Genomic DNA, 17,939 nt, shown 5'->3' with positions numbered 1-17,939 from the left:
CCTGCAACAAGGCAAACCCGATCAACGGGGGCCGGAGCAGAAGGTGATACCATGACGATTTCCAAGTTTTTTCTGGCAACCGGGCTATGCTCGGCCATGGCTTTGGCGGCCTGTACCGATCCGGGCACGTTAAACCTGCCCGCCGATCCGAATCAGAATGCAAAGCAGGGCGCAGTTTTGGGTGGTTTAGTCGGTGCTGGTGTCGGCGCAATCGCGAATAATTCGAACCCTCTTTTGGGCGCGGTAGCGGGCGGAGCCATCGGTGCAGCTGGCGGAGGCCTGATCGGCAACCAGCTTGATAAACAGGCCGCAGAATTGCGTCAGCAACTGGCCAATGACGGGATCACCATCGTCAATGCGGGCGACCGGCTGATTGTGACCGTTCCCAATGACATCACGTTTGATACCGACAGTGCGACGGTCCGCCCGGCCTTGCGCGCCGATCTGGTGCGGGTTGGTCAGAACCTCGTGAATTATCCGAACTCCAACGTGCAGATCATCGGTCACACCGACAGTGATGGCGAGGCTTCTTATAACCAAGGCCTGTCCGAGCGTCGCGCCAATGCGGTTGCAGACGTCCTTCAGGCGAACGGTGTGAACTACAGCCGGATCGTCACCATCGGGCGCGGTGAAGATAACCCGGTTGCCTCAAACCTAACACCGGAAGGGAAGTCGCAGAACCGCCGGGTCGAGATCGTGATCGTACCCAGCGCGAACTCGTAATCCTATATGCATTTCGGGCGGCCTTCGGGCTGCCCCTTTGCGCGCACAGTCTGTGCAAGAAATGGGGTTTGGATCGGGCGCGTCTCGGTCTACCTATTGGGAAACACTGAAACGGAGTTTCCCGCAATGTCCCAACCGACCCTTCTTGGCCTGTCCGGTTCCCTGCGTCAGTCAGCAACAAACCGTAAGCTTCTGCGCGAGGCGGCACGCCTTTTTGATCCTGCCAGCTTTGTCGAAGCGGATCTGAACCTGCCCCTCTATGATGGGGATCTGGAAGAGGGTGATGGCATCCCGGCCGCCGTGCAAATGCTGGCTGACCAGATCGCGCAAGCGGATGCGGTGATTATCTCCACACCGGAATACAACAAGGGGCCGTCGGGCGTGCTGAAGAATGCTCTGGACTGGGTCAGCCGCACGTCGGGCAACCCTTGGGCCGACAAGCCGGTTGCGGTGATGTCCGCCGCAGCGGGTCGGGCCGGAGGGGAGCGCGCACAAATGATCCTGCGCGCCTATATGGTGCCGTTCCAGCCGCGTATTCTGCAAGGTCCCGAGGTCCATCTGGCCGACAGCTCCAACGCGTTTGATGACGGGGGACGGCTGACAAGTGAGCGTTATGAAAAGACCATTCATGCGTTGATGCAAAAGCTGCGGGCCGAGGTCGAGCTTCTTTAGGCGGATTCGGTATGCAGGGGGATCTGCAAAGCGATGTGATGGACCCTGCCCGGGCGGCGGCCTTGCAGGTTGCGCTGGGGTTGGAGCCTACGGTCTCGGCCGGTTCCGCGTTGCCACCGTTCTTTCATCAGCTTTACTTCTGGTCCCCGCGTGCACCATCTGATCTGGGGCGTGACGGGCATCCTCGGGTCGGGATTGACTTGATCCCGGACATGGGCCTGCCGCGTCGGATGTGGGCCGGGGGGCGGTTGCACTTCCACACCCCCCTGCGGGTAGGCGCAGAGGCCAAGCGGCACTCAGTTCTCGAGAAGCAGAGCCGCAAAACCGGGCGCACCGGGCCATTGGGTTTTGTCACGCTTAAGCATGAGATCTGGCAGGTCGGGGCGCTCTGCGTCACCGAATGGCAGGATTTGGTCTATCGCGAAGATCCCGTTCTGGACGAGGTGAAGCCAACGCCGCCCGTGGCGCGTCGGGACGAAACGGAGCGCCGCGAGGTGCGTTTCGACAGCACCCTGTTGTTCCGGTATTCCGCGCTTACCTTCAACGGCCACCGGATTCACTACGATTTGGATTATGCGCGCGATGTCGAAGGGTATGGCGGGCTTGTCGTACACGGGCCGCTATTGGCGCAGCTGCTGATGTTGTTTGCTGAGGAGGTGATCGGCCCGCTAACGCGCTTTTCGTTCCGGGCGACCGCGCCGCTTTTGCATTTCGAGACGGCCACACTCTGCCGCAATGGGAAAGACCTGTGGGTTCGAGGCCCCGACGGGCGACAGTGCATGCAGGCCGAGGCGCAGTCAGAGTGATGCTTCGGGCCGAAAGTCCGAAGGGATTTCATCGCGACCGTCCAGCATGAGGTCCGCCATCACCTCGGCCACTTTCGGAGCCATGCCGAAGCCGATCTTGAAGCCACCATTGGCGATGAACTGACCGTCGTGCAGCGGGTGTGCGCCCAGCATCGGAGCGCGGCTTTTACTGCGGGGGCGGACACCGGCCCAACGCTCGATCACCTCGGCTCCGTGCAGCACGGGAACCGCGCGAGTGGCGCGGTCGATCACATCCTCAAGCGCGTCGTCGGTGCTGGTCGGATCGTCATAGTCCCGCTCAGAGGTCGAGCCGATGGCAAGCGTGCCGTCTGCATGCGGCACGATATGGATCGTGTCGGCAAATAGCTGCGGCACCGCGCCCGCATCAAAGCGCAGCAAGGCCGCCTGTCCCTTGACGCCATTGCCGACGGTTTTCCCGAAGCTCTGGCTGAGCTCCTGCAATCCGGTGACACCTGTTGCATGTAGCACATGGCCCTTGTCCGGGGCCTCACCAACCACCTCAACCCCCATGACCGAGAGCGCGGCAACCAGCGCGGCACAGGCCCTGCGCGGGTGCATCCGCGCGGTCAGGGTGTCGTGGATGACATAGCCGGTCGGGCTGGGTGGGCACCATTGGCCTGCCTCCGACGTGGAGAGCACCTGCCACTCGGCCAGGCCCTGCCAGAGCTCTTGCGCGGTGGCATGCCGTTGGTGCGCCAGCTGCAGGCTGCGCTCATCCATGATCGGTTGCAGACGTCCCAGACGCCCATAGCCGGCTGAGACCCCTCCGGTCGCTTCGACCTGCGCCCAAAAGGGGTCCGCCATGATCAGGCTGTCGAACTGAAAGGCTTTCTTGGCGTTCCAGTTCTCGGGCACATGCGGGGCCAGGGCGCCGACCAACCCTCCGCTGGAGCCCGCGCCGGGGCCAAAGGGATCGACAACCTGCACCTTCGCGCCGCGTCTGGCGCAGGTCCAGGCGATGGACAGGCCAAAAATGCCAGCGCCGCGTACCGTCACATCGACCATTGCCAAACCCTTCGTCCTTGTTCAGTGTCGCGCCGCTTAGCTACAGGATTCCCCGATGGCAGACCAGCACGCCGAATTGACATGGAAAGAGGACCGGATTCCGGTTTCGGACCAGTTCGATGACCCCTATTTCTCGTTGCAGAACGGGCTGGAGGAGACGCGACATGTCTTTCTGTCGGGCAACGACCTGCCCGCACGCTTTGCGCCAGGGTTTCATATTGCCGAACTGGGCTTCGGCACCGGCCTGAATCTGCTGACCGTCTGGTCCGCGTGGGAGGCCACAGGCCAGACCACCCCGCTGCGGTTCACCAGTTTTGAGGCCTTCCCCATGGCCCCCGAGGATATGGCGCGCGCCCTGGCCGCTTTCCCCGAGGTGCAACCCTGGGCCGACCGCTTCCTTTCGCGATGGCGCGGCGGATCCTGTCAGTTCGACACGCTGCACCTTGAGGTGATCGAGGGCGACGCTCGCCAAGCGCTGCCGGGCTGGATCGGCAAGGCCGATGCGTGGTTTCTGGACGGCTTCTCGCCCGCCAAAAACCCCGAACTCTGGGGCGCGGATCTGATGCAGCAGGTATCCGATCACACGGCACCGGGCGGCACCGCGGCCACCTACACCGCAGCAGGTTTTGTCCGCCGCGGGTTGGAGGAGGCCGGTTTCGCAGTCACCCGCGCGCCCGGATACGGTCGCAAACGGCATATGACACGGGCGGTAAAGGCGTGACGCAGCAGAACAATATCTCGGCCGGGATCGCGCTGATGGTCGCCTCGACAGTGGTTTTCGCCTTGCAGGACGGGATCTCGCGCCATCTGGCGGGGACGTATAACACCTATATGGTGGTGATGGTCCGCTATTGGTTCTTCGCGGCTTTTGTCATCGCATTGGCGGCGCGCGCTCCGGGTGGCTTGAAGGCTGCGGCGCGCACCGACCAGCCGAAACTGCAGATTTTTCGCGGCGTTCTGCTGGTGACTGAGATCTGTGTCGCCGTTTTCGGCTTCACCAAGCTGGGTCTGATAAACAGTATGGCGGTCTTTATCTGCTACCCCCTTCTGGTCGCGGCTCTCAGTGGCCCGGTTCTGGGTGAAAGCGTGGGCTGGCGGCGTTGGACGGCGATCGGGGTTGGCTGTGTCGGCGTGCTGATCATCCTGCAACCGGGGGTCGGCGTGTTTAACCCCTGGGCGATCATTCCGTTGATCTCGGCCTTTTTGTTTGCGGTCTATTCGCTTCTCACCCGCTATGCCGCGCGCCGAGACAGCGCCGCCACCAGCTTTTTCTGGACCGGCGTCAGCGGAGCCGTTGCCATGACGCTGGTCGGCATGTGGTTTTGGGAGCCGATGGCACAGGCGGATTGGGCCTGGATGGCGACGCTTTGCGTTAGCGGTGCCTTTGGCCATTGGCTGCTGATCAAATGCTACGAGGCGGCCGAGGCCAGCGCGGTGCAGCCCTTTGCCTACCTCCATCTGGTCTGGGTGGCGATCCTAGGCATCGCAATCTTCAACGAGGTCCTCCGCCCCGAGGTCGTCATCGGCGCAGGGCTGGTTGTTGCGGCAGGGCTGTTCACCCTATGGCGCGAACGCCGCAAGGGTTGATCCGGTCAGCTCCTGCGAGAAGGGCACGGGCAGGGCGGGTTTGCCCAGACGCGCGCGGTAGACCGGCAGGCTTTCGGTCACGCGCATCACATAGTTGCGCGTTTCGCTGAAAGGGATGGTCTCGATCCAGTCGACCACATCCACCTCACCGGCGCGAGGGTCTCCATAGCGCTCCATCCATGAGATCGGTCGGCGTGGTCCTGCATTATACCCAGCGGCCATCATGACCACATTGCCGTTGAAATCCGCCGCAAGGCTGGACAGGTAGTTGGCCCCCAGCTTGGCATTATACTCCCAGTCCGTGGTCAGCCGCCCGGTCTGATGTCCGCTTAGGATCCCCAACTCCTGCGCGACCAGTTTGGCGGTCGCTGGCATCACCTGCATCAAGCCGCGCGCGCCTGCGCCACTGATCACCACGGGATCAAATTCGCTTTCACGCCGGGCGATGGCCAATGTCATCTCTTTGGCCATCGGCAAGCCGATATCTGCGACCGGATGCACAGGGTAATAAGCTGCGGGCAGAACCGTTCCAGTGGTCGCGGCGCGTTTGGCGATCATCACGGCCAGATGCGGCTCTTTCAACTCGATGACCAGATCGCCCAGCTGATTGGCTTGCTCTGTATCCAGGCTTTCGACCAGATGGGTCAGAAACCGTTCCGAAAGGTTACCTTCCCCAGCTTTCAACAGCAGCAGACCGGCCTCCAAAACGCTGGAGTTCGCAAATTCGGCTTGCCGCCAATGCGCGGCGCGGGGTGGGTTGGAAAGGGTGCTGTCGAACGGTCGCCCGATCTGCTCGGCTGCCAGAATGCCGTAGAACGACGTCTGATAATCTGCACCCATTGCATAAGCGTCATAGGCTTTCTCGGCATCCCCTTGTGCCGCGTAAGCGCGACCCAGCCAATAGCCGGCGCGGCCACGTGATATCGGAGACTTCACTGCGCCTTCGAAGTTTTGGAAATGCCGAACTGCCGTTGCCGGGTCGTTCAACTTGCGCAAAGCCAGGAACCCGGCCAGCCATTCCAGATCGGCGTATCCATAGCCCATTTCGGGCGTCATATGGTGATTGGCGGCAACCTCATAGGCACGGGCCGCACTGCCCTGCCGCATCTCAAGCCGGGCCAGTCGGCGTCGCCCCTCGGCCCATTTGTCCGGCTCACCTAGGGCGTCTGGGCCAGTCGATCGCGCCAGCATCAAATCAATGGCGCTGTCGTCCAGCTCTTTCTTGTCGCGCCAGACAAAGCGATCAAAAGCCAGTCCCGGAGATCCTGCCAGAGCCTTGGGCACGGCAGAAATCTTGCCGTCCACGCCCGGTTCGCGTTTTTGCAGGGCAATGCGGGCTTCTGCCAGCTTCCGCTGATCGGTGCTAACCAGAGGCAGCATACGCCCGGCGCTAACCAGATGATTGTCCCACAGCATCCGATCCAGCCGCGCAGTGTGGTGCGGTTTTAGCAACTTGCCGAAATTCTCAAGATAATCCTTTTGTAACCCCGAACCCATGGGCATGGTGCGCCAGGCTGTTACGATATCCGCCTCGGCGTCCCCAATCCGGCCCTTGGCTTTCAGGGCAACGGCATAGTTCAGCGCGCCTTCGGCCGTTTGCGGCGGCTGATCGGCGTAGAAGTTCACCGCTCGATCCGGGTCTGCTCCGGTAAAGGACGGCTCGCTCTTGCGGCGCAGCCAAGCCAGTCCGGGCCAGTCGGGGCGACGCTCAAGAAACACAAGCACATCGCCTGAGCTGCCAAAGCCTTCGCGCAGCCAGTGCCACACGATGATATCACGCGTGACCGAGCCGCGTGCGCCAGAAACCGCTAGCGCTTCGTTCCAGTCACCTTTGCGCATTTCGGCCAGCCCGGCGCGCAGATCACCGGCGGCATCGGCCCGCGCGGCGCTTGCCTGCATCCCAAAACACAGAATCACTGTTGCCAAAAAGGCCAGAACGCGTGTCATCCCTTGCATTTCCCAACCAACCGAGGATAGAGCCATTCAGGATAAACCTTGCGCCGCCAGTATCAACTCACAAAGCCAAAAACGTGAGTGAAGATGGCGCAAATACTGCAACCGCACTTCAAGGAGCGCGACCCATGTTCAAAGGCTCAATGCCAGCCCTCGTCACCCCGTTCAGCAACGGCGAGTTGGACCTGGATACGCTCAAACACTTGGTAGAGTGGCAGATAAAGGAAGGCTCGACCGGTTTGGTTCCCGTAGGCACCACCGGCGAAAGCCCGACGTTGAGCCATGAAGAACACGAAACCGTCGTGGCCGAAGTGGTCAAAGCTGCTGCAGGTCGGGTGCCGGTGATTGCGGGGGCAGGTTCGAACAACACGGTCGAGGCAGTTCGATTCGTCCAGTTTGCCAAGACTGTCGGGGCCGATGCGGCACTGGTGGTCACGCCCTATTACAACAAGCCGACCCAAAAAGGCCTATTGGCACATTTCCGTGCCCTGCACGATTGCGCCGAGATTCCGATCATCATCTACAACATCCCGGGCCGTTCGGTCATCGACATGACCCCCGCGACCATGGGTGAACTGGCCAAGCTGCCGCGCATTGTCGGTGTCAAAGACGCGACCGGCGATCTGGCGCGCGTCAGCCAGCAGCGCGCAAGCTGTGGTGCCGACTTCTGTCAGCTGTCGGGCGAAGACGCCACCGCGCTGGGCTTCAACGCGCATGGCGGTGTGGGCTGTATATCCGTTACGGCCAACGTGGCTCCGAAACTTTGCGCCGAGTTCCAACAGGCCACGCTGGCGGGCGACTATGCCAAGGCTCTGGAGTATCAGGACCGCCTGATGCCGCTGCACGAAGCGATCTTCATCGAGCCCGGCCTGGTCGGCGCGAAATACGCGCTGAGCAAACTGGGTCTTTGCAGCACTGAAGTTCGCTCCCCTCTGACCGAACTGGAAGACAGCACCAAGGCTGCGATCGAAGCCGCGATGGCGCATGCGGGCCTGATCTGAAACAGGGTCCGCTCTTCATCTGGCTAAAAATATCCCGGGGGTGAATTGGCCCAAAGGGCCAAGAGGGGGCTGGCCCCCTCACTCCTTATCGCTGCCGTAATACAGCCCGACGACATGCTCCGCCTGCGCGAAGAACAACCAGCGCGACGCGGCAACCCCGGCCAAATGCGAAACAACCGCCAGCAGCGCAAGCAGGTGTTTCAGTGCGATCCCCTCCAACGGAATTGCGATGAACAGAACGGGAAGCGCAAAGGCCAGAAGGAACGAGATGATCCGCAGCTTCTCAGCATGTTTGCGGCCAACCACGTGGACGAACTCTCGTAGCAAGTAGTTGGTCCCGGTATGCGGAGGCTCAAACGCCCGCACCGACCCGCGCTGACCCAATCCTGTTGCTGTCCCAAGGTCAGTCCCCGAGCTGGCAAGCGCCTTGTCCCCCTGACGCCAGTACAGAATCTGCACGAGAGCGGCGATCAACAGCAAAGGCAGCGCGACCGAGGTTTGACCGGCCATCAGGGCTCCTCCGGCCAGGCTGAAGCTGAGGAACATGGCCGGCGTTAGCTTCATGTTCCAACGGGGGATCGTCTTGAGCTGGGTGTAGATCATTGATGTGGTGAACACCGTGGCCAGCGAGAACAACGCGCCGAGCCAACCTAAAAGGCTCCAGCGTTCGCCCATGAAAACTGAACCGATGGCGAACAGGCCCATCAGGACCAGTGCGATCACTGCGCACCAACCCTCGCGGCTGAGCCAGCTAGAGCGCCATTGCGTGAACGCTTTCCACGCTCGCTCTGGGTGACCGAGGTGAAAGGTCGACGCCAGCAATCCGCCGACGGCCAGCACGTAGGCAATCAGGAAGAAGACAAACGCAACCCAGCCTGTGACCTCGGGCATTCCGAGGCCAAGGAAGAACAGCAGCCCAAAGCCGAGGCCGGACAAGGTGGTGAAGATGATAACGGAAGGGGCCGGATGCATCAGAGCTTCTCCAGAGTTTTGTCAAGCCAGCCGAGGAACCCTTTGGGCTCTTCCGCGACGGGGGCCAGCAGCGGGGCCAGAATGTCGATCTGGTCCTCGATCTGATCCTTGGGTCTGGGCGGCAGGTATTTGTTGACCGGTTTGGTGCCCATTTCGGGCATCAGGTCCATGCCGTCGCGTTCGGCCACCAGTTTGCTGACATCGCTTTCAGGGTCTCCGAGGTCACCGAAATGACGCGCGCCCGCGGGACAAGTGCGGACGCAGGAGGGCACTCGGTCCACCTCGGGCAGGTTTTCGTTGTAGATACGGTCGACACAGAGTGTGCATTTCTTCATCACGCCTTCGGCCATATCCATCTCACGCGCGCCATAGGGGCAGGACCATGCGCACAAGCCACAACCGATGCAGTCGCTTTCGTTGACCAGCACAATGCCGTCTTCCACCCGTTTGTAGCTGGCCCCGGTTGGGCAGACAGTCACGCAGGGGGCATCTTCGCAATGCAGGCAGGATTTCGGGAAGTGGATGAGCTGGGCCGGGCTTTCGGTGGGCAGCACCTCGTAGGAATGCACGCGGTTCAGAAAGGTGCCTGAAGGGTCGGCGCCGTATGCGTCCTGATCTGACAGGGGCGCACCGTAGTTTTCCGTATTCCAGCCCTTGCACGAGATCACGCAGGCATGGCAGCCAACGCATGTATCCAGGTCGATGACGAGACCCATTTTGCGGTCTGTGGACGTGGGGAGCTGGGTCATGTCAGTGAACCTATGCTGTGGCACGCGGGCAAGGGGGCCAGCCCCCTCTTGAGCCTGCGGCTCAATTCACCCCCGGGATATTTTTGGCCAGATGAAGGACGGATCATTTGCCCACCTTCCAGGCGAGGTCTTTGGGGCCGGTGCCGACAGGGGATTTAATTGGGGCAAACTCGGGTTGGCTTTCCGCGTCGCTTGGGGCGGCGGTTTTTTCGATTTTCACTTTCAGGTCGAACCAGGCAGCCTGACCCGTGATCGGATCGGAATTGGCCCATCGCATGCCGTCGCCTTTGGGTGGCAGGAGCTCGTGGATCAGGTGGTTGAGCAGGAAGCCTTTGGTGGCCTCGGGCGCGTCTTCCTGCAGGGCCCATGCGCCTTTGCGTTTGCCGATGGCGTTCCACGTCCAAACGGTGTTGTCGTTGAGCGCCGCCATTTCCATGACCGGGACGGTGATTTCCCCATGAGGGGAGGTGACTTTTGCCCAATCTCCGTCTTGCAGGTTGTGTTCGCGCATCAGTTTGGTTGGCACGTAGAGTGGGTTGCGCCCGTGCAATTGCCTCAGCCATGCGTTCTGGGTGCCCCAACTGTGGTACATCGCCATCGGACGCTGGGTCAGGGCGTTGACGGTGAAGCCCTCGTTGCCATGCTGGTCAGATTCGTACCAGATGGGCAGGGGGTTCATTGTTTCTTTGAGGCGCTGGCGTAGGTGGCCCGGGGGCTGACGGTCACCGTGCCCCTCGGCGGCTAGCTGGAATTTGCGCATCGGCTCGGAGTACAGCTGAAACAAATAGGGCTGCGGGCTGTCGTAGAGGCCCATGCCAACGGCCCAGTCCTGATAGGCGGTATTCCACGGTTTGTAGTAATCCGCGCCTTCGGGGATATGCGCGACGTAGAAGCCTCCGTTGTCGATATAGCGGTTCAGTTGGTCCGGGTTGACCTCTCCGCGGCCTTCTTTGGAGCCGTCCTCGCCCCGGAACCCGGCCAGTGGGCCGATGCCGGGTTTGCGCTGGTGATTGACGATATAGTCGGCATAGTCCTTCCACTTGGGTGTGCCGTCTTCGTTGGTGAAGCCCGGCAGGCTCATGCGGTTGGCGAGTTGAATCAGCACCGATTGGAACCCGCGCACGTCGCGGTCGGGTTCAACCACCGGCCAGCGGATGGCATCAGCGGCGGCATCTGCCTCGCAGATCGGGCGATCCAGCAACGATATACAATCGTGCCGTTCCAGATATGTGGTGTCGGGCAGGATCAGGTCGGCATAGGCGACCATTTCCGAGGAATAGGCATCCGAGTAGATGATATGCGGGATAACGTATTTGCCGTCTTCGGTTTTGGCCGACAGCATCTCCGTCACACCTTTGGTATTCATGGAGGAGTTCCACGACATATTCGCCATATACATGAACAACGTGTCGATCTTGTAGGGATCGCCTGCGGCGGCGTTCGAAATCACCATGTGCATCAGCCCGTGGGCTGACATCGGGTTTTCCCATGTAAAGGCTTTGTCGATACGCTGAGCAGTGCCGTCTTCGTCTAGCAGCAGATCTTCGGGGCCGCGCGGGAAGCCAAGGTGAGGGCCTTCCAGCGGGCGACCCGGACGGCGGTCTCCGTGCGGTGTGGGGTGCGCCTCGACGGGTTTGGGGTAGGGCGGTTTGAAGCGGAAGCCGCCGGGGACCTCGACCGTACCCAGCAGGATCTGCAGCACATGTAGCGCGCGACAGGTCTGGAAGCCGTTGGCATGGGCCGAGATCCCCCGCATGGCGTGGAAGCTGACCGGGCGGCCCGTCATTTTGCTGTGCTTTTCGCCCCGGAAGTCGGTCCATTCCTGGTCAAGCTCGATGGCCTCATCAAAGGCAACGCGGGCGATTTCGGCGGCGATGGCGCGGATTTTCTGGGCCGGTATGCCGCAGCGCTCGGCCACGTTTTCGGGGGCGTGATCGTCCGAGAGGTATTTCTCGGCCATCAGGTGAAAGACGGGGCGGTGGGTGACGCCATCCTTGTCGTAGGTGGCTGACAGGTCCGGGCGCACGCCGGGTTTGTCAAAGGCGGCGGGCTCACCGGTCACACGGTCGATCACCAGAGGCTTTCCGTCTGCATCGCGCAGGAACAGGCCCTTCTCCGGGCCGTCAGAAGCATTCACAAGAACCGGCGCGTTAGTGTAGCGGGCAAGGTAGTCGAGGTCGATCCTGCCAGCCTTCATCAGCACATGGATCAGCGACAGGATGAACAGCCCATCGGTGCCCGGCGTGATCCCGACCCAATCATCGGCCACCGCGTTATAGCCCGAGCGGATCGGGTTCACCCCGATCACCCGCGCGCCGCGCGCCTTGATCTTGCCGATGCCCATCTTGATCGGGTTGCTGTCATGATCCTCGGCCACACCGAAAAGCATGAACAGCTTGGTGTGGTCCCAATCGGGTTGGCCGAACTCCCAAAACGCGCCGCCCATCGTGTAAATGCCGCCCGCTGCCATGTTGACCGAGCAGAACCCGCCATGGGCCGCATAGTTGGGCGTACCAAAATTCTGTGCCCAGAAGCTGGTGAAGCTTTGGCTTTGATCGCGACCGGTGAAGAAGGCCAGCTTGTGCGGTGCGGTCTCGTGCAACTCGTTCAGCCAACCGACGGCAGTGCTGATCGCCTCGTCCCATTCGATCTCGCGGAACTCACCTGAGCCGCGCGGACCGACGCGCCGCAGAGGCTTGCGCAGGCGTGAAGGCGCGTTGACCTGCATGATCCCGGCGCTGCCCTTGGCGCAAAGTACGCCTTTGTTGACTGGGTGGTCACGGTTGCCCTCGATATAGGCAACCTTGCCGTCCTTCATGTGAACATTGATGCCGCAGCGACAGGCGCACATATAACAGGTGGTGCGCCGGATCTCGTCCGAGACTTTCGGGCTGGTGTCGATCTTCGGTTGCTGGATTGTCATCTGGCGTCCTTATGTCGGGGCGGCGGGTCAGGTTAGGAATGTTAGTCCGGCGAGGATAATTCCTGCAATAAAAAGAGTTTCCACGACGATCAGGGCAATGGCTGCGCCTCCGACCGAGAGGATTTGTTTCAGGTTTGTCTTCATTCCAACCGCAGCGATCGCGATCAGAAGCAGCCAGCGCGATGTCTGGCTGAGCAACTCGGACAGGAAGGGCGGGATCAGGCCGAACGAGCTGGCCGCGGCCAGTACCAGAAACCCGATCACAAAGCCGGGTAGGATCGGAGGGCGCTTGCCCGCTTCGTCCATGTCGGTGACGTTGCGGATGATCAGCGAGGCGACCAGAACCACCGGGGCCAGCATCGCTACGCGGAACAGTTTGACCAGCGTGGCGGTGTCACCGGTTTGTTCCGAGATTGAGAACCCCGCGCCGACAACCTGTGCCACATCGTGGATCGTGCCACCCAGAAACACACCGCCCGCCACGTCATCCATGCCTAGCGTGCGCACCAGAATCGGATAGGCGATCATGGCGATGGTCGACAGGACCGTAACGCCCAAAACGGTGAAAATCAGCCGCTCTTCGGATCGTTCATCCTTGGGCAGGATGGCACTGATCGCCATTGCCGCTGACGCGCCGCAGATGGCGACAGAGCCCGCCGTCAGGAACGCAAAACGCCATTTGTGACCAAAGAACCGTGCGATCAAAAGGCCGAATCCAATGGTGGCCAATACGCCGCCAACCACAAGGGCGATCAGGTCCCAACCCAACCCCATCATCAGCGTCATGGAAATCCGCACACCCAAAAGCGCCACGCCGAGGCGCAGCAGGGTTCTGGCTGCAAAACCGATGCCGGGCACGGTTTTGCCCTCTTCGCCCAGAAAGCTGAGCGCGATGCCAATTAGCAAGGCCATCAGCATGGCTGGGGTCGCGTAGTGTTCCGACAGGAATTTTGCCGTTACGGCAACGGTGATCGCCACCATAACCCCGGGGAACATGGTTCGAGCCGTCTGGGCGACATCCGCGCCGAAGGAGCTTTTGAGTTCAGTCTTACCCAGCATCGGTTCGTTGATCTTTCTTGAACACGTTTACAGTTAAGCGGCAAAGCCGCAGAGGTTATGCAGTAGCTGTATGAACTGGCTCTTGCGATGAACCCACTTGTTGTGCCTGCACGGCGGTCACGGCGATCATGTGCAACACATCGTCCGAAGAACAGCCGCGCGAGAGGTCGTTTGCGGGTTTTGCCAAGCCTTGCAGAACGGGACCAATGGCCTCGGCCCCGCCAATGCGCTGGGCGATCTTGTACCCCAGGTTGCCCGCATCGAGATTGGGAAAGACAAACACGTTTGCTTTCCCTTCCAGTGGCGAATTCTTGGCTTTCTTACTGGCGACCTCTGGCACATAGGCAGCGTCGAACTGCAACTCTCCGTCGATGACCAGGTTTGGATTGGCGGCTTTGGCAATTTGTGTGGCCTCAACCACCTTGGACACTTTCGGATGGCTGGCACTGCCGCTGGTAGAGAAAGACAGCATCGCAACACGAGGCTCTTTTCCGGTGAGTGTACGATAGGACGCGGCTGAGGCCTGAGCAATCTCGGCCAACTCGCGTTCGTTCGGATCAACAACCAACCCGCAGTCGGCGAAAATATGGGCACCCTGAACTGCGTGATGGTCGCGGTCATAGATCATCAGAAAGAAACTGGACACCATATGGGCGTCAGGTGCTTTGCCGATGATCTGCAAAGCGGCACGAACGGTGTCCGAGGTGGTTTCCACAGCACCGCCGACCGTGCCGTCAGCCAGCCCGAGATGGACCAACATCGCCGCGTAGTTCAGACGGTTTTGCACCAGCGACTTCGCAGTCTCAGGCGTTACGCCTTTGTGTTTGCGCAGTTCGAAATAGGCATCGGCAAAGCGATCCAAATGGGGCGAAGTTGCCGGATCGTGGATATCTATCCCGGCTATATCACTTCCGCCTTTTTCAGCCAGTAAAGAGGCAACTTTGGCCTGATCGCCGACAAGGATAATATCGGCTGCATCTTCGGCACGTGCTTTCAGCGCACCTTCTACAACACGTGGATCATCGCCCTCAGCAAGGGCGATGATCTTTTTGGAACTGGTCGCAGCCCCGAGAATTTGATGGAGGGGCTTCACCGCGATCAGGCCTCGACTTGCGGCTTCATGTCTGCTGCTTCGATACCCGCAACCTCAACCGGCTTTTTCATCGCGTCGCGGCGGAACGGCTCACCCAGTTCCTGGTTGATCATGGCTTCGATCAACGTGGTGATACCGTTCTTCTGGTCTTCGATCGCCTGGTTCAGGGCCGATGTCAGTTCGTCCTGAGTACGGGCGACGACGCCTTTCAGACCACATGCCTGTGCGATTCCGGCGTATGAGACCTTGGTATCCAACTCGGTGCCGACGAAGTTGTCGTCGAACCACAGGGTCGAGTTCCGCTTTTCAGCGCCCCACTGGTAGTTGCGGAAGACGATCTGGGTCACGGCGGGCCATTCCTCACGGCCGATTGCCGTCAGCTCGGTTACAGCGATGCCAAATGCACCATCGCCCGAGAAACCAACAACGGGCACATCCGGACAGCCGATTTTGGCGCCGATCACTGACGGCAGACCATAGCCACAGGGGCCGAACAGGCCAGGGGCGAGGTATTTACGGCCTTCTTCAAACGAGGGGTAAGCGTTGCCGATGGCGCAGTTGTTGCCGATGTCGGACGAGATGATCGCCTCTTTCGGCAGCGCGGACTGAATCGCACGCCATGCCATACGCGGGCTCATCCAGTCCGGCTTGGCCGCACGGGCGCGTTCATTCCAGGTGGTGCCCGGGTCGTCCTGCTCGTGATCCATCGAGGTCAGTTCCTGCGCCCAGCGCGACTTGGTTTCGGCGATTTTCGCCTTGCGCGCATCGCGGCCTTCATCGCCTGCGGTGCCCGAAAGCTGTGCCAGGATGCTGGTTGCAACGGTGGCTGCGTCACCCACGATCCCAACCGAGACCTTCTTGGTCAGACCGATGCGGTCCGGGTTGATGTCGACCTGAATGATTTTTGCCTCAGTCGGCCAGTATTCCAGACCGTATCCGGGCAGGGTCGAGAACGGGTTCAGACGGGTGCCGAGGCACAGAACCACGTCCGCTTCCTTGATCAGCTCCATCGCAGCCTTCGAGCCGTTGTAACCCAGAGGGCCGGCAAACAGCGGGTGCGAGCCGGGGAAAGCGTCATTGTGCTGGTAGCCAACGCACACCGGGGCGTCCAGACGCTCGGCCAGCGCTTTCGACGCTTCGATGCCGCCTGCGGACAGGACCGTGCCAGCACCGTTCAGAATGACCGGGTTCTTGGCGTCCGACAGCAGAGCGGCAGCTTCGGTCACGGCAGAGGCGCCACCCGAAGGCAGTTCGAATTCCACCACGGCAGGCAGCTCGATATCGACAACCTGAGTGAAGAAGTCACGCGGCACGTTGATCTGCGCCGGGGCCGAGGCGCGCTTTGCTTTGGTGATCACGCGGCTGAGGACTTCGGCCATGCGCGACGGGTCGCGCACTTCTTCTTGATAGCAGACGCAGTCTGCGAACATCCGCATCTGTTCCATTTCCTGGAAACCGCCCTGACCCATGGTCTTGTTCGCAGCCTGAGGGGTGACCAGCAGCAGTGGGGTGTGGTTCCAGTAGGCGGTTTTGACGGCGGTGACAAAGTTGGTGATGCCGGGTCCGTTCTGCGCGATCATCATCGACATTTTGCCGGTGGCGCGGGTGTAACCGTCGGCCATCATGCCGCCAGAGCCTTCATGCGCGCAATCCCAGAACGTGATGCCTGCTTTCCCGAAAATATCCGAGATCGGCATCATGGCAGAACCGATGATGCCAAAGGCATGCTCGATCCCGTGCATCTGCAGAACCTTAACAAAGGCTTCTTCCGTGGTCATTTTCATCGGTGGCTCTCCAAGACTGAATACGTGAATTGGCCGGGGTTTTCAGCCCGGCCTTTGATAGGGTTTTGGCGCAAGGCTGCGCATGGCGTTAGGGCCAGATGCGGCAGCGGAATACGTCCAGCCGAGGGTCAACTGGCCCGGATCGCATCCGCGATCAGTTTCACCCCGGCCTCGATGCGGTCGGGCGTAATCGAGGAATATCCCAGACGGTAGAAATTCCGAGGTGGCTTCGGCCCCGAAAAGAACGGCGCGCCGGGTTCGATATGCACCCCTTGCGCCTGCAATGTGACCGCTAGCTGCGCGGTGTCTACATGCGCGGGGGCCTGCATCCATATGGAGGACCCGCCGAGCACGCCGCGCCCCGCAACCTGCAGCGCATGGGTCTGAACGGCTTTGTCCAACGCCTCGCGCCGTTGGGCTAGGGCGTTCGACATGCGCCGAATCTGAGCGTCGTAGTGCCCGAGCGACAGGAAATAGGCTGCCGTGCGCTGAACATGCCCCGGAGGATGCCGCAACACGAGCGAGCGAAGCGCGCGTGCCTCGCGGATGAAGGTCTCGGATCCGACCATGTAGCCTAGACGCAACCCCGGAAACAGCGATTTCGAGAAGCTGCCCACATAGACCACCCGCCCGTCGCGATCCATGGATTTGAGCGCGGGTGAGGGCGCGCCCAGATAAGCCATCTCGAATTCGTAGTCGTCCTCAACGATCATTGCGTTCAACTCGCTCGCGCGTTCCAGCAAGGCGGTCCTGCGGCTGACGGGCATGGTGGCCGTTGTCGGGCTTTGGTGGCTGGGGGTGGTAAAGATCACATCTGTGTCGTCTGGCAGGGCCTCGGGCGGCAGCCCGTCACCATCCACACGGATCGGGGCCATGGTGCAATCCGAATGGCTCAGCAGCTCACGCAAAGCGTAGTAGCAGGGGTCTTCAATTGCAGCTGTACGCCCCTTTTTCAGAAGAATGCGCGAGGCCAGCCACAACGCGTTCTGCGCACCCAGCGTGATCAGGATCTCTTCGGGGCGGGCGGTGATGCCTCGGCGGGGCAGGGTGTGGCGGGCAATGAACTCGACCAGCAGCGGATCGTCCTGATCAGCGTAGTCAGTCGTCAGGGACTCGAAATCCTTGTGTCCCAGTGCCCGAACCGCGCAAAGCCGCCAATTCGCATGGTCAAACAGAGTCCGATCAGCCTGCCCGTAGATGAACGGGTATTTGTAGTTGCGCCAGTCCTGAGGTTTGGTCAGCACATTGCCGCCCGAGAACCGCCGGGCCAGCGCGTTGTCCCAGTCGACCGTCTCTTCGCTGCGCGGGACGGGTGTGTATTTCGGAGGGACCGGCGCATTTTCTGACACATAGTAGCCGGATCGCCCTTTGGCGGTCAGGTAGTCATTGGCCAGAAGCTCGGTATAGGCCAGCGTCACGGTAATCCGACTGACGCCCAGATGGGTTGCCAGCTTGCGGGACGAGGGCAGCTTTTCCCCGATGTGGAACCGACCCGACAGGATGCCTTCGGCGATCATCTGCTGGATTTGCGCCTGCAGAGTCCCCTGTCCGTTCAGCTCAAGAAAGAAAGTGTCAACAGAGATAGCCATGA

General features: G+C 60.9%; 15 protein-coding genes. 6 read left to right on the top strand and 9 right to left on the bottom strand.

The genetic code is table 11. The features are described 5' to 3' along the window. The first annotated feature begins 51 nt into the window (after positions 1-51). The 3 genes from J7394_RS10810 to J7394_RS10800 all read left to right on the top strand — a co-directional run bounded on the left by J7394_RS10810 (position 52) and on the right by J7394_RS10800 (position 2,201). A complete protein-coding gene (locus tag J7394_RS10810; RefSeq protein WP_209252942.1) occupies positions 52-723 on the top strand; it encodes an OmpA family protein in 672 nt (223 codons plus the stop codon). Between the two features lie 126 nt (positions 724-849). After that, positions 850-1,395: an NADPH-dependent FMN reductase gene (locus J7394_RS10805; protein WP_209252940.1), complete on the top strand. Its 546-nt coding sequence runs from the start codon at positions 850-852 to the stop codon at positions 1,393-1,395. Positions 1,396-1,406: 11 nt separating this feature from the next. Continuing rightward, entirely contained in the window at positions 1,407-2,201 is a 795-nt protein-coding gene (locus tag J7394_RS10800) for a MaoC family dehydratase N-terminal domain-containing protein (protein WP_209252938.1), read from the top strand. Here the strand turns inward: J7394_RS10800 and J7394_RS10795 are convergent. Next, the gene (locus J7394_RS10795) at positions 2,193-3,227 is read right to left on the bottom strand and encodes an FAD-binding oxidoreductase (protein WP_209253165.1); all 1,035 of its coding nucleotides are present in this window, start codon (positions 3,225-3,227) and stop codon (positions 2,193-2,195) included. The two genes, J7394_RS10800 and J7394_RS10795, sit on opposite strands and share 9 nt — an antisense overlap. A gap of 55 nt (positions 3,228-3,282) precedes the next feature. Here J7394_RS10795 and mnmD point away from each other — a divergent pair, with 55 nt between their 5' ends. Both mnmD and J7394_RS10785 read left to right on the top strand, forming a co-directional pair. Beyond that, entirely contained in the window at positions 3,283-3,948 is a 666-nt protein-coding gene (gene mnmD / locus J7394_RS10790) for a tRNA (5-methylaminomethyl-2-thiouridine)(34)-methyltransferase MnmD (RefSeq protein WP_209252936.1), read from the top strand. Beyond that, positions 3,945-4,814 carry a DMT family transporter gene (locus tag J7394_RS10785; protein WP_371811998.1) on the top strand — a complete coding sequence of 290 codons (870 nt, stop codon included), beginning with the start codon at positions 3,945-3,947 and terminating at the stop codon, positions 4,812-4,814. The genes mnmD and J7394_RS10785 overlap by 4 nt, the downstream gene beginning before the upstream one ends. Here the strand turns inward: J7394_RS10785 and J7394_RS10780 are convergent. Beyond that, positions 4,788-6,761 carry a transglycosylase SLT domain-containing protein gene (locus J7394_RS10780; protein ID WP_209252934.1) on the bottom strand — a complete coding sequence of 658 codons (1,974 nt, stop codon included), beginning with the start codon at positions 6,759-6,761 and terminating at the stop codon, positions 4,788-4,790. The genes J7394_RS10785 and J7394_RS10780 overlap by 27 nt on opposite strands. Before the next feature lie 134 nt (positions 6,762-6,895). Between J7394_RS10780 and dapA the strand changes: the two genes are divergently transcribed. Beyond that, on the top strand, positions 6,896-7,768 hold the full coding sequence (gene dapA / locus J7394_RS10775) for a 4-hydroxy-tetrahydrodipicolinate synthase (protein ID WP_209252932.1): 873 nt from the start codon (positions 6,896-6,898) through the stop codon (positions 7,766-7,768). Between the two features lie 78 nt (positions 7,769-7,846). Here dapA and J7394_RS10770 read toward each other — a convergent pair whose 3' ends face one another. The 7 genes from J7394_RS10770 to J7394_RS10740 all read right to left on the bottom strand — a co-directional run bounded on the left by J7394_RS10770 (position 7,847) and on the right by J7394_RS10740 (position 17,937). Continuing rightward, positions 7,847-8,740, bottom strand: coding sequence for a DmsC/YnfH family molybdoenzyme membrane anchor subunit (locus J7394_RS10770; RefSeq protein ID WP_209252929.1), 894 nt, complete (start codon positions 8,738-8,740; stop codon positions 7,847-7,849). Further along, complete coding sequence (locus J7394_RS10765) at positions 8,740-9,489, bottom strand: 4Fe-4S dicluster domain-containing protein (RefSeq protein ID WP_209252927.1); 750 nt, start codon at positions 9,487-9,489, stop codon at positions 8,740-8,742. Before J7394_RS10765 ends, J7394_RS10770 begins: the two co-directional genes overlap by 1 nt. Positions 9,490-9,592: 103 nt before the next feature. Continuing rightward, positions 9,593-12,412, bottom strand: a complete 2,820-nt coding sequence (locus tag J7394_RS10760; protein WP_209252924.1) for a molybdopterin oxidoreductase family protein — start codon at positions 12,410-12,412, stop codon at positions 9,593-9,595. Positions 12,413-12,439: 27 nt separating this feature from the next. Then, positions 12,440-13,471, bottom strand: coding sequence for a putative sulfate exporter family transporter (locus J7394_RS10755; protein ID WP_209252922.1), 1,032 nt, complete (start codon positions 13,469-13,471; stop codon positions 12,440-12,442). 55 nt (positions 13,472-13,526) lie between these two features. Then, positions 13,527-14,564, bottom strand: coding sequence for a phosphate acetyltransferase (pta, locus tag J7394_RS10750; RefSeq protein ID WP_209252920.1), 1,038 nt, complete (start codon positions 14,562-14,564; stop codon positions 13,527-13,529). Between the two features lie 5 nt (positions 14,565-14,569). After that, a complete protein-coding gene (gene xsc, locus J7394_RS10745; RefSeq protein WP_209252918.1) occupies positions 14,570-16,348 on the bottom strand; it encodes a sulfoacetaldehyde acetyltransferase in 1,779 nt (592 codons plus the stop codon). 128 nt (positions 16,349-16,476) lie between these two features. Beyond that, positions 16,477-17,937 (bottom strand): PLP-dependent aminotransferase family protein, encoded by a 1,461-nt coding sequence (locus J7394_RS10740; RefSeq protein WP_209252917.1) that lies wholly within the window; start codon positions 17,935-17,937, stop codon positions 16,477-16,479. Positions 17,938-17,939 lie beyond the last annotated feature (2 nt).

The sequence above is a fragment of the Ruegeria sp. R13_0 genome (assembly GCF_017743995.1).
GTDB lineage: Bacteria > Pseudomonadota > Alphaproteobacteria > Rhodobacterales > Rhodobacteraceae > Ruegeria.
The sequence above is the reverse complement of the archived record's forward strand: the minus strand, read 5'-3'. Positions and strand labels throughout refer to the sequence as shown.

Bases quoted from the DNA above. Each gene is read 5' to 3' on its own strand.
- J7394_RS10800 (WP_209252938.1), top strand. From the start codon at position 1,407: ATGCAGGGGGATCTGCAAAGCGATGTGATGGACCCTGCCCGGGCGGCG.
- xsc (WP_209252918.1), bottom strand. From the start codon at position 16,348: ATGAAAATGACCACGGAAGAAGCCTTTGTTAAGGTTCTGCAGATGCAC.
- J7394_RS10755 (WP_209252922.1), bottom strand. From the start codon at position 13,471: ATGCTGGGTAAGACTGAACTCAAAAGCTCCTTCGGCGCGGATGTCGCC.
- J7394_RS10780 (WP_209252934.1), bottom strand. From the start codon at position 6,761: ATGACACGCGTTCTGGCCTTTTTGGCAACAGTGATTCTGTGTTTTGGG.
- J7394_RS10810 (WP_209252942.1), top strand. From the start codon at position 52: ATGACGATTTCCAAGTTTTTTCTGGCAACCGGGCTATGCTCGGCCATG.
- J7394_RS10740 (WP_209252917.1), bottom strand. From the start codon at position 17,937: ATGGCTATCTCTGTTGACACTTTCTTTCTTGAGCTGAACGGACAGGGG.
- mnmD (WP_209252936.1), top strand. From the start codon at position 3,283: ATGGCAGACCAGCACGCCGAATTGACATGGAAAGAGGACCGGATTCCG.
- dapA (WP_209252932.1), top strand. From the start codon at position 6,896: ATGTTCAAAGGCTCAATGCCAGCCCTCGTCACCCCGTTCAGCAACGGC.
- J7394_RS10760 (WP_209252924.1), bottom strand. From the start codon at position 12,412: ATGACAATCCAGCAACCGAAGATCGACACCAGCCCGAAAGTCTCGGAC.
- J7394_RS10795 (WP_209253165.1), bottom strand. From the start codon at position 3,227: ATGGTCGATGTGACGGTACGCGGCGCTGGCATTTTTGGCCTGTCCATC.
- J7394_RS10770 (WP_209252929.1), bottom strand. From the start codon at position 8,740: ATGCATCCGGCCCCTTCCGTTATCATCTTCACCACCTTGTCCGGCCTC.
- J7394_RS10805 (WP_209252940.1), top strand. From the start codon at position 850: ATGTCCCAACCGACCCTTCTTGGCCTGTCCGGTTCCCTGCGTCAGTCA.
- J7394_RS10765 (WP_209252927.1), bottom strand. From the start codon at position 9,489: ATGACCCAGCTCCCCACGTCCACAGACCGCAAAATGGGTCTCGTCATC.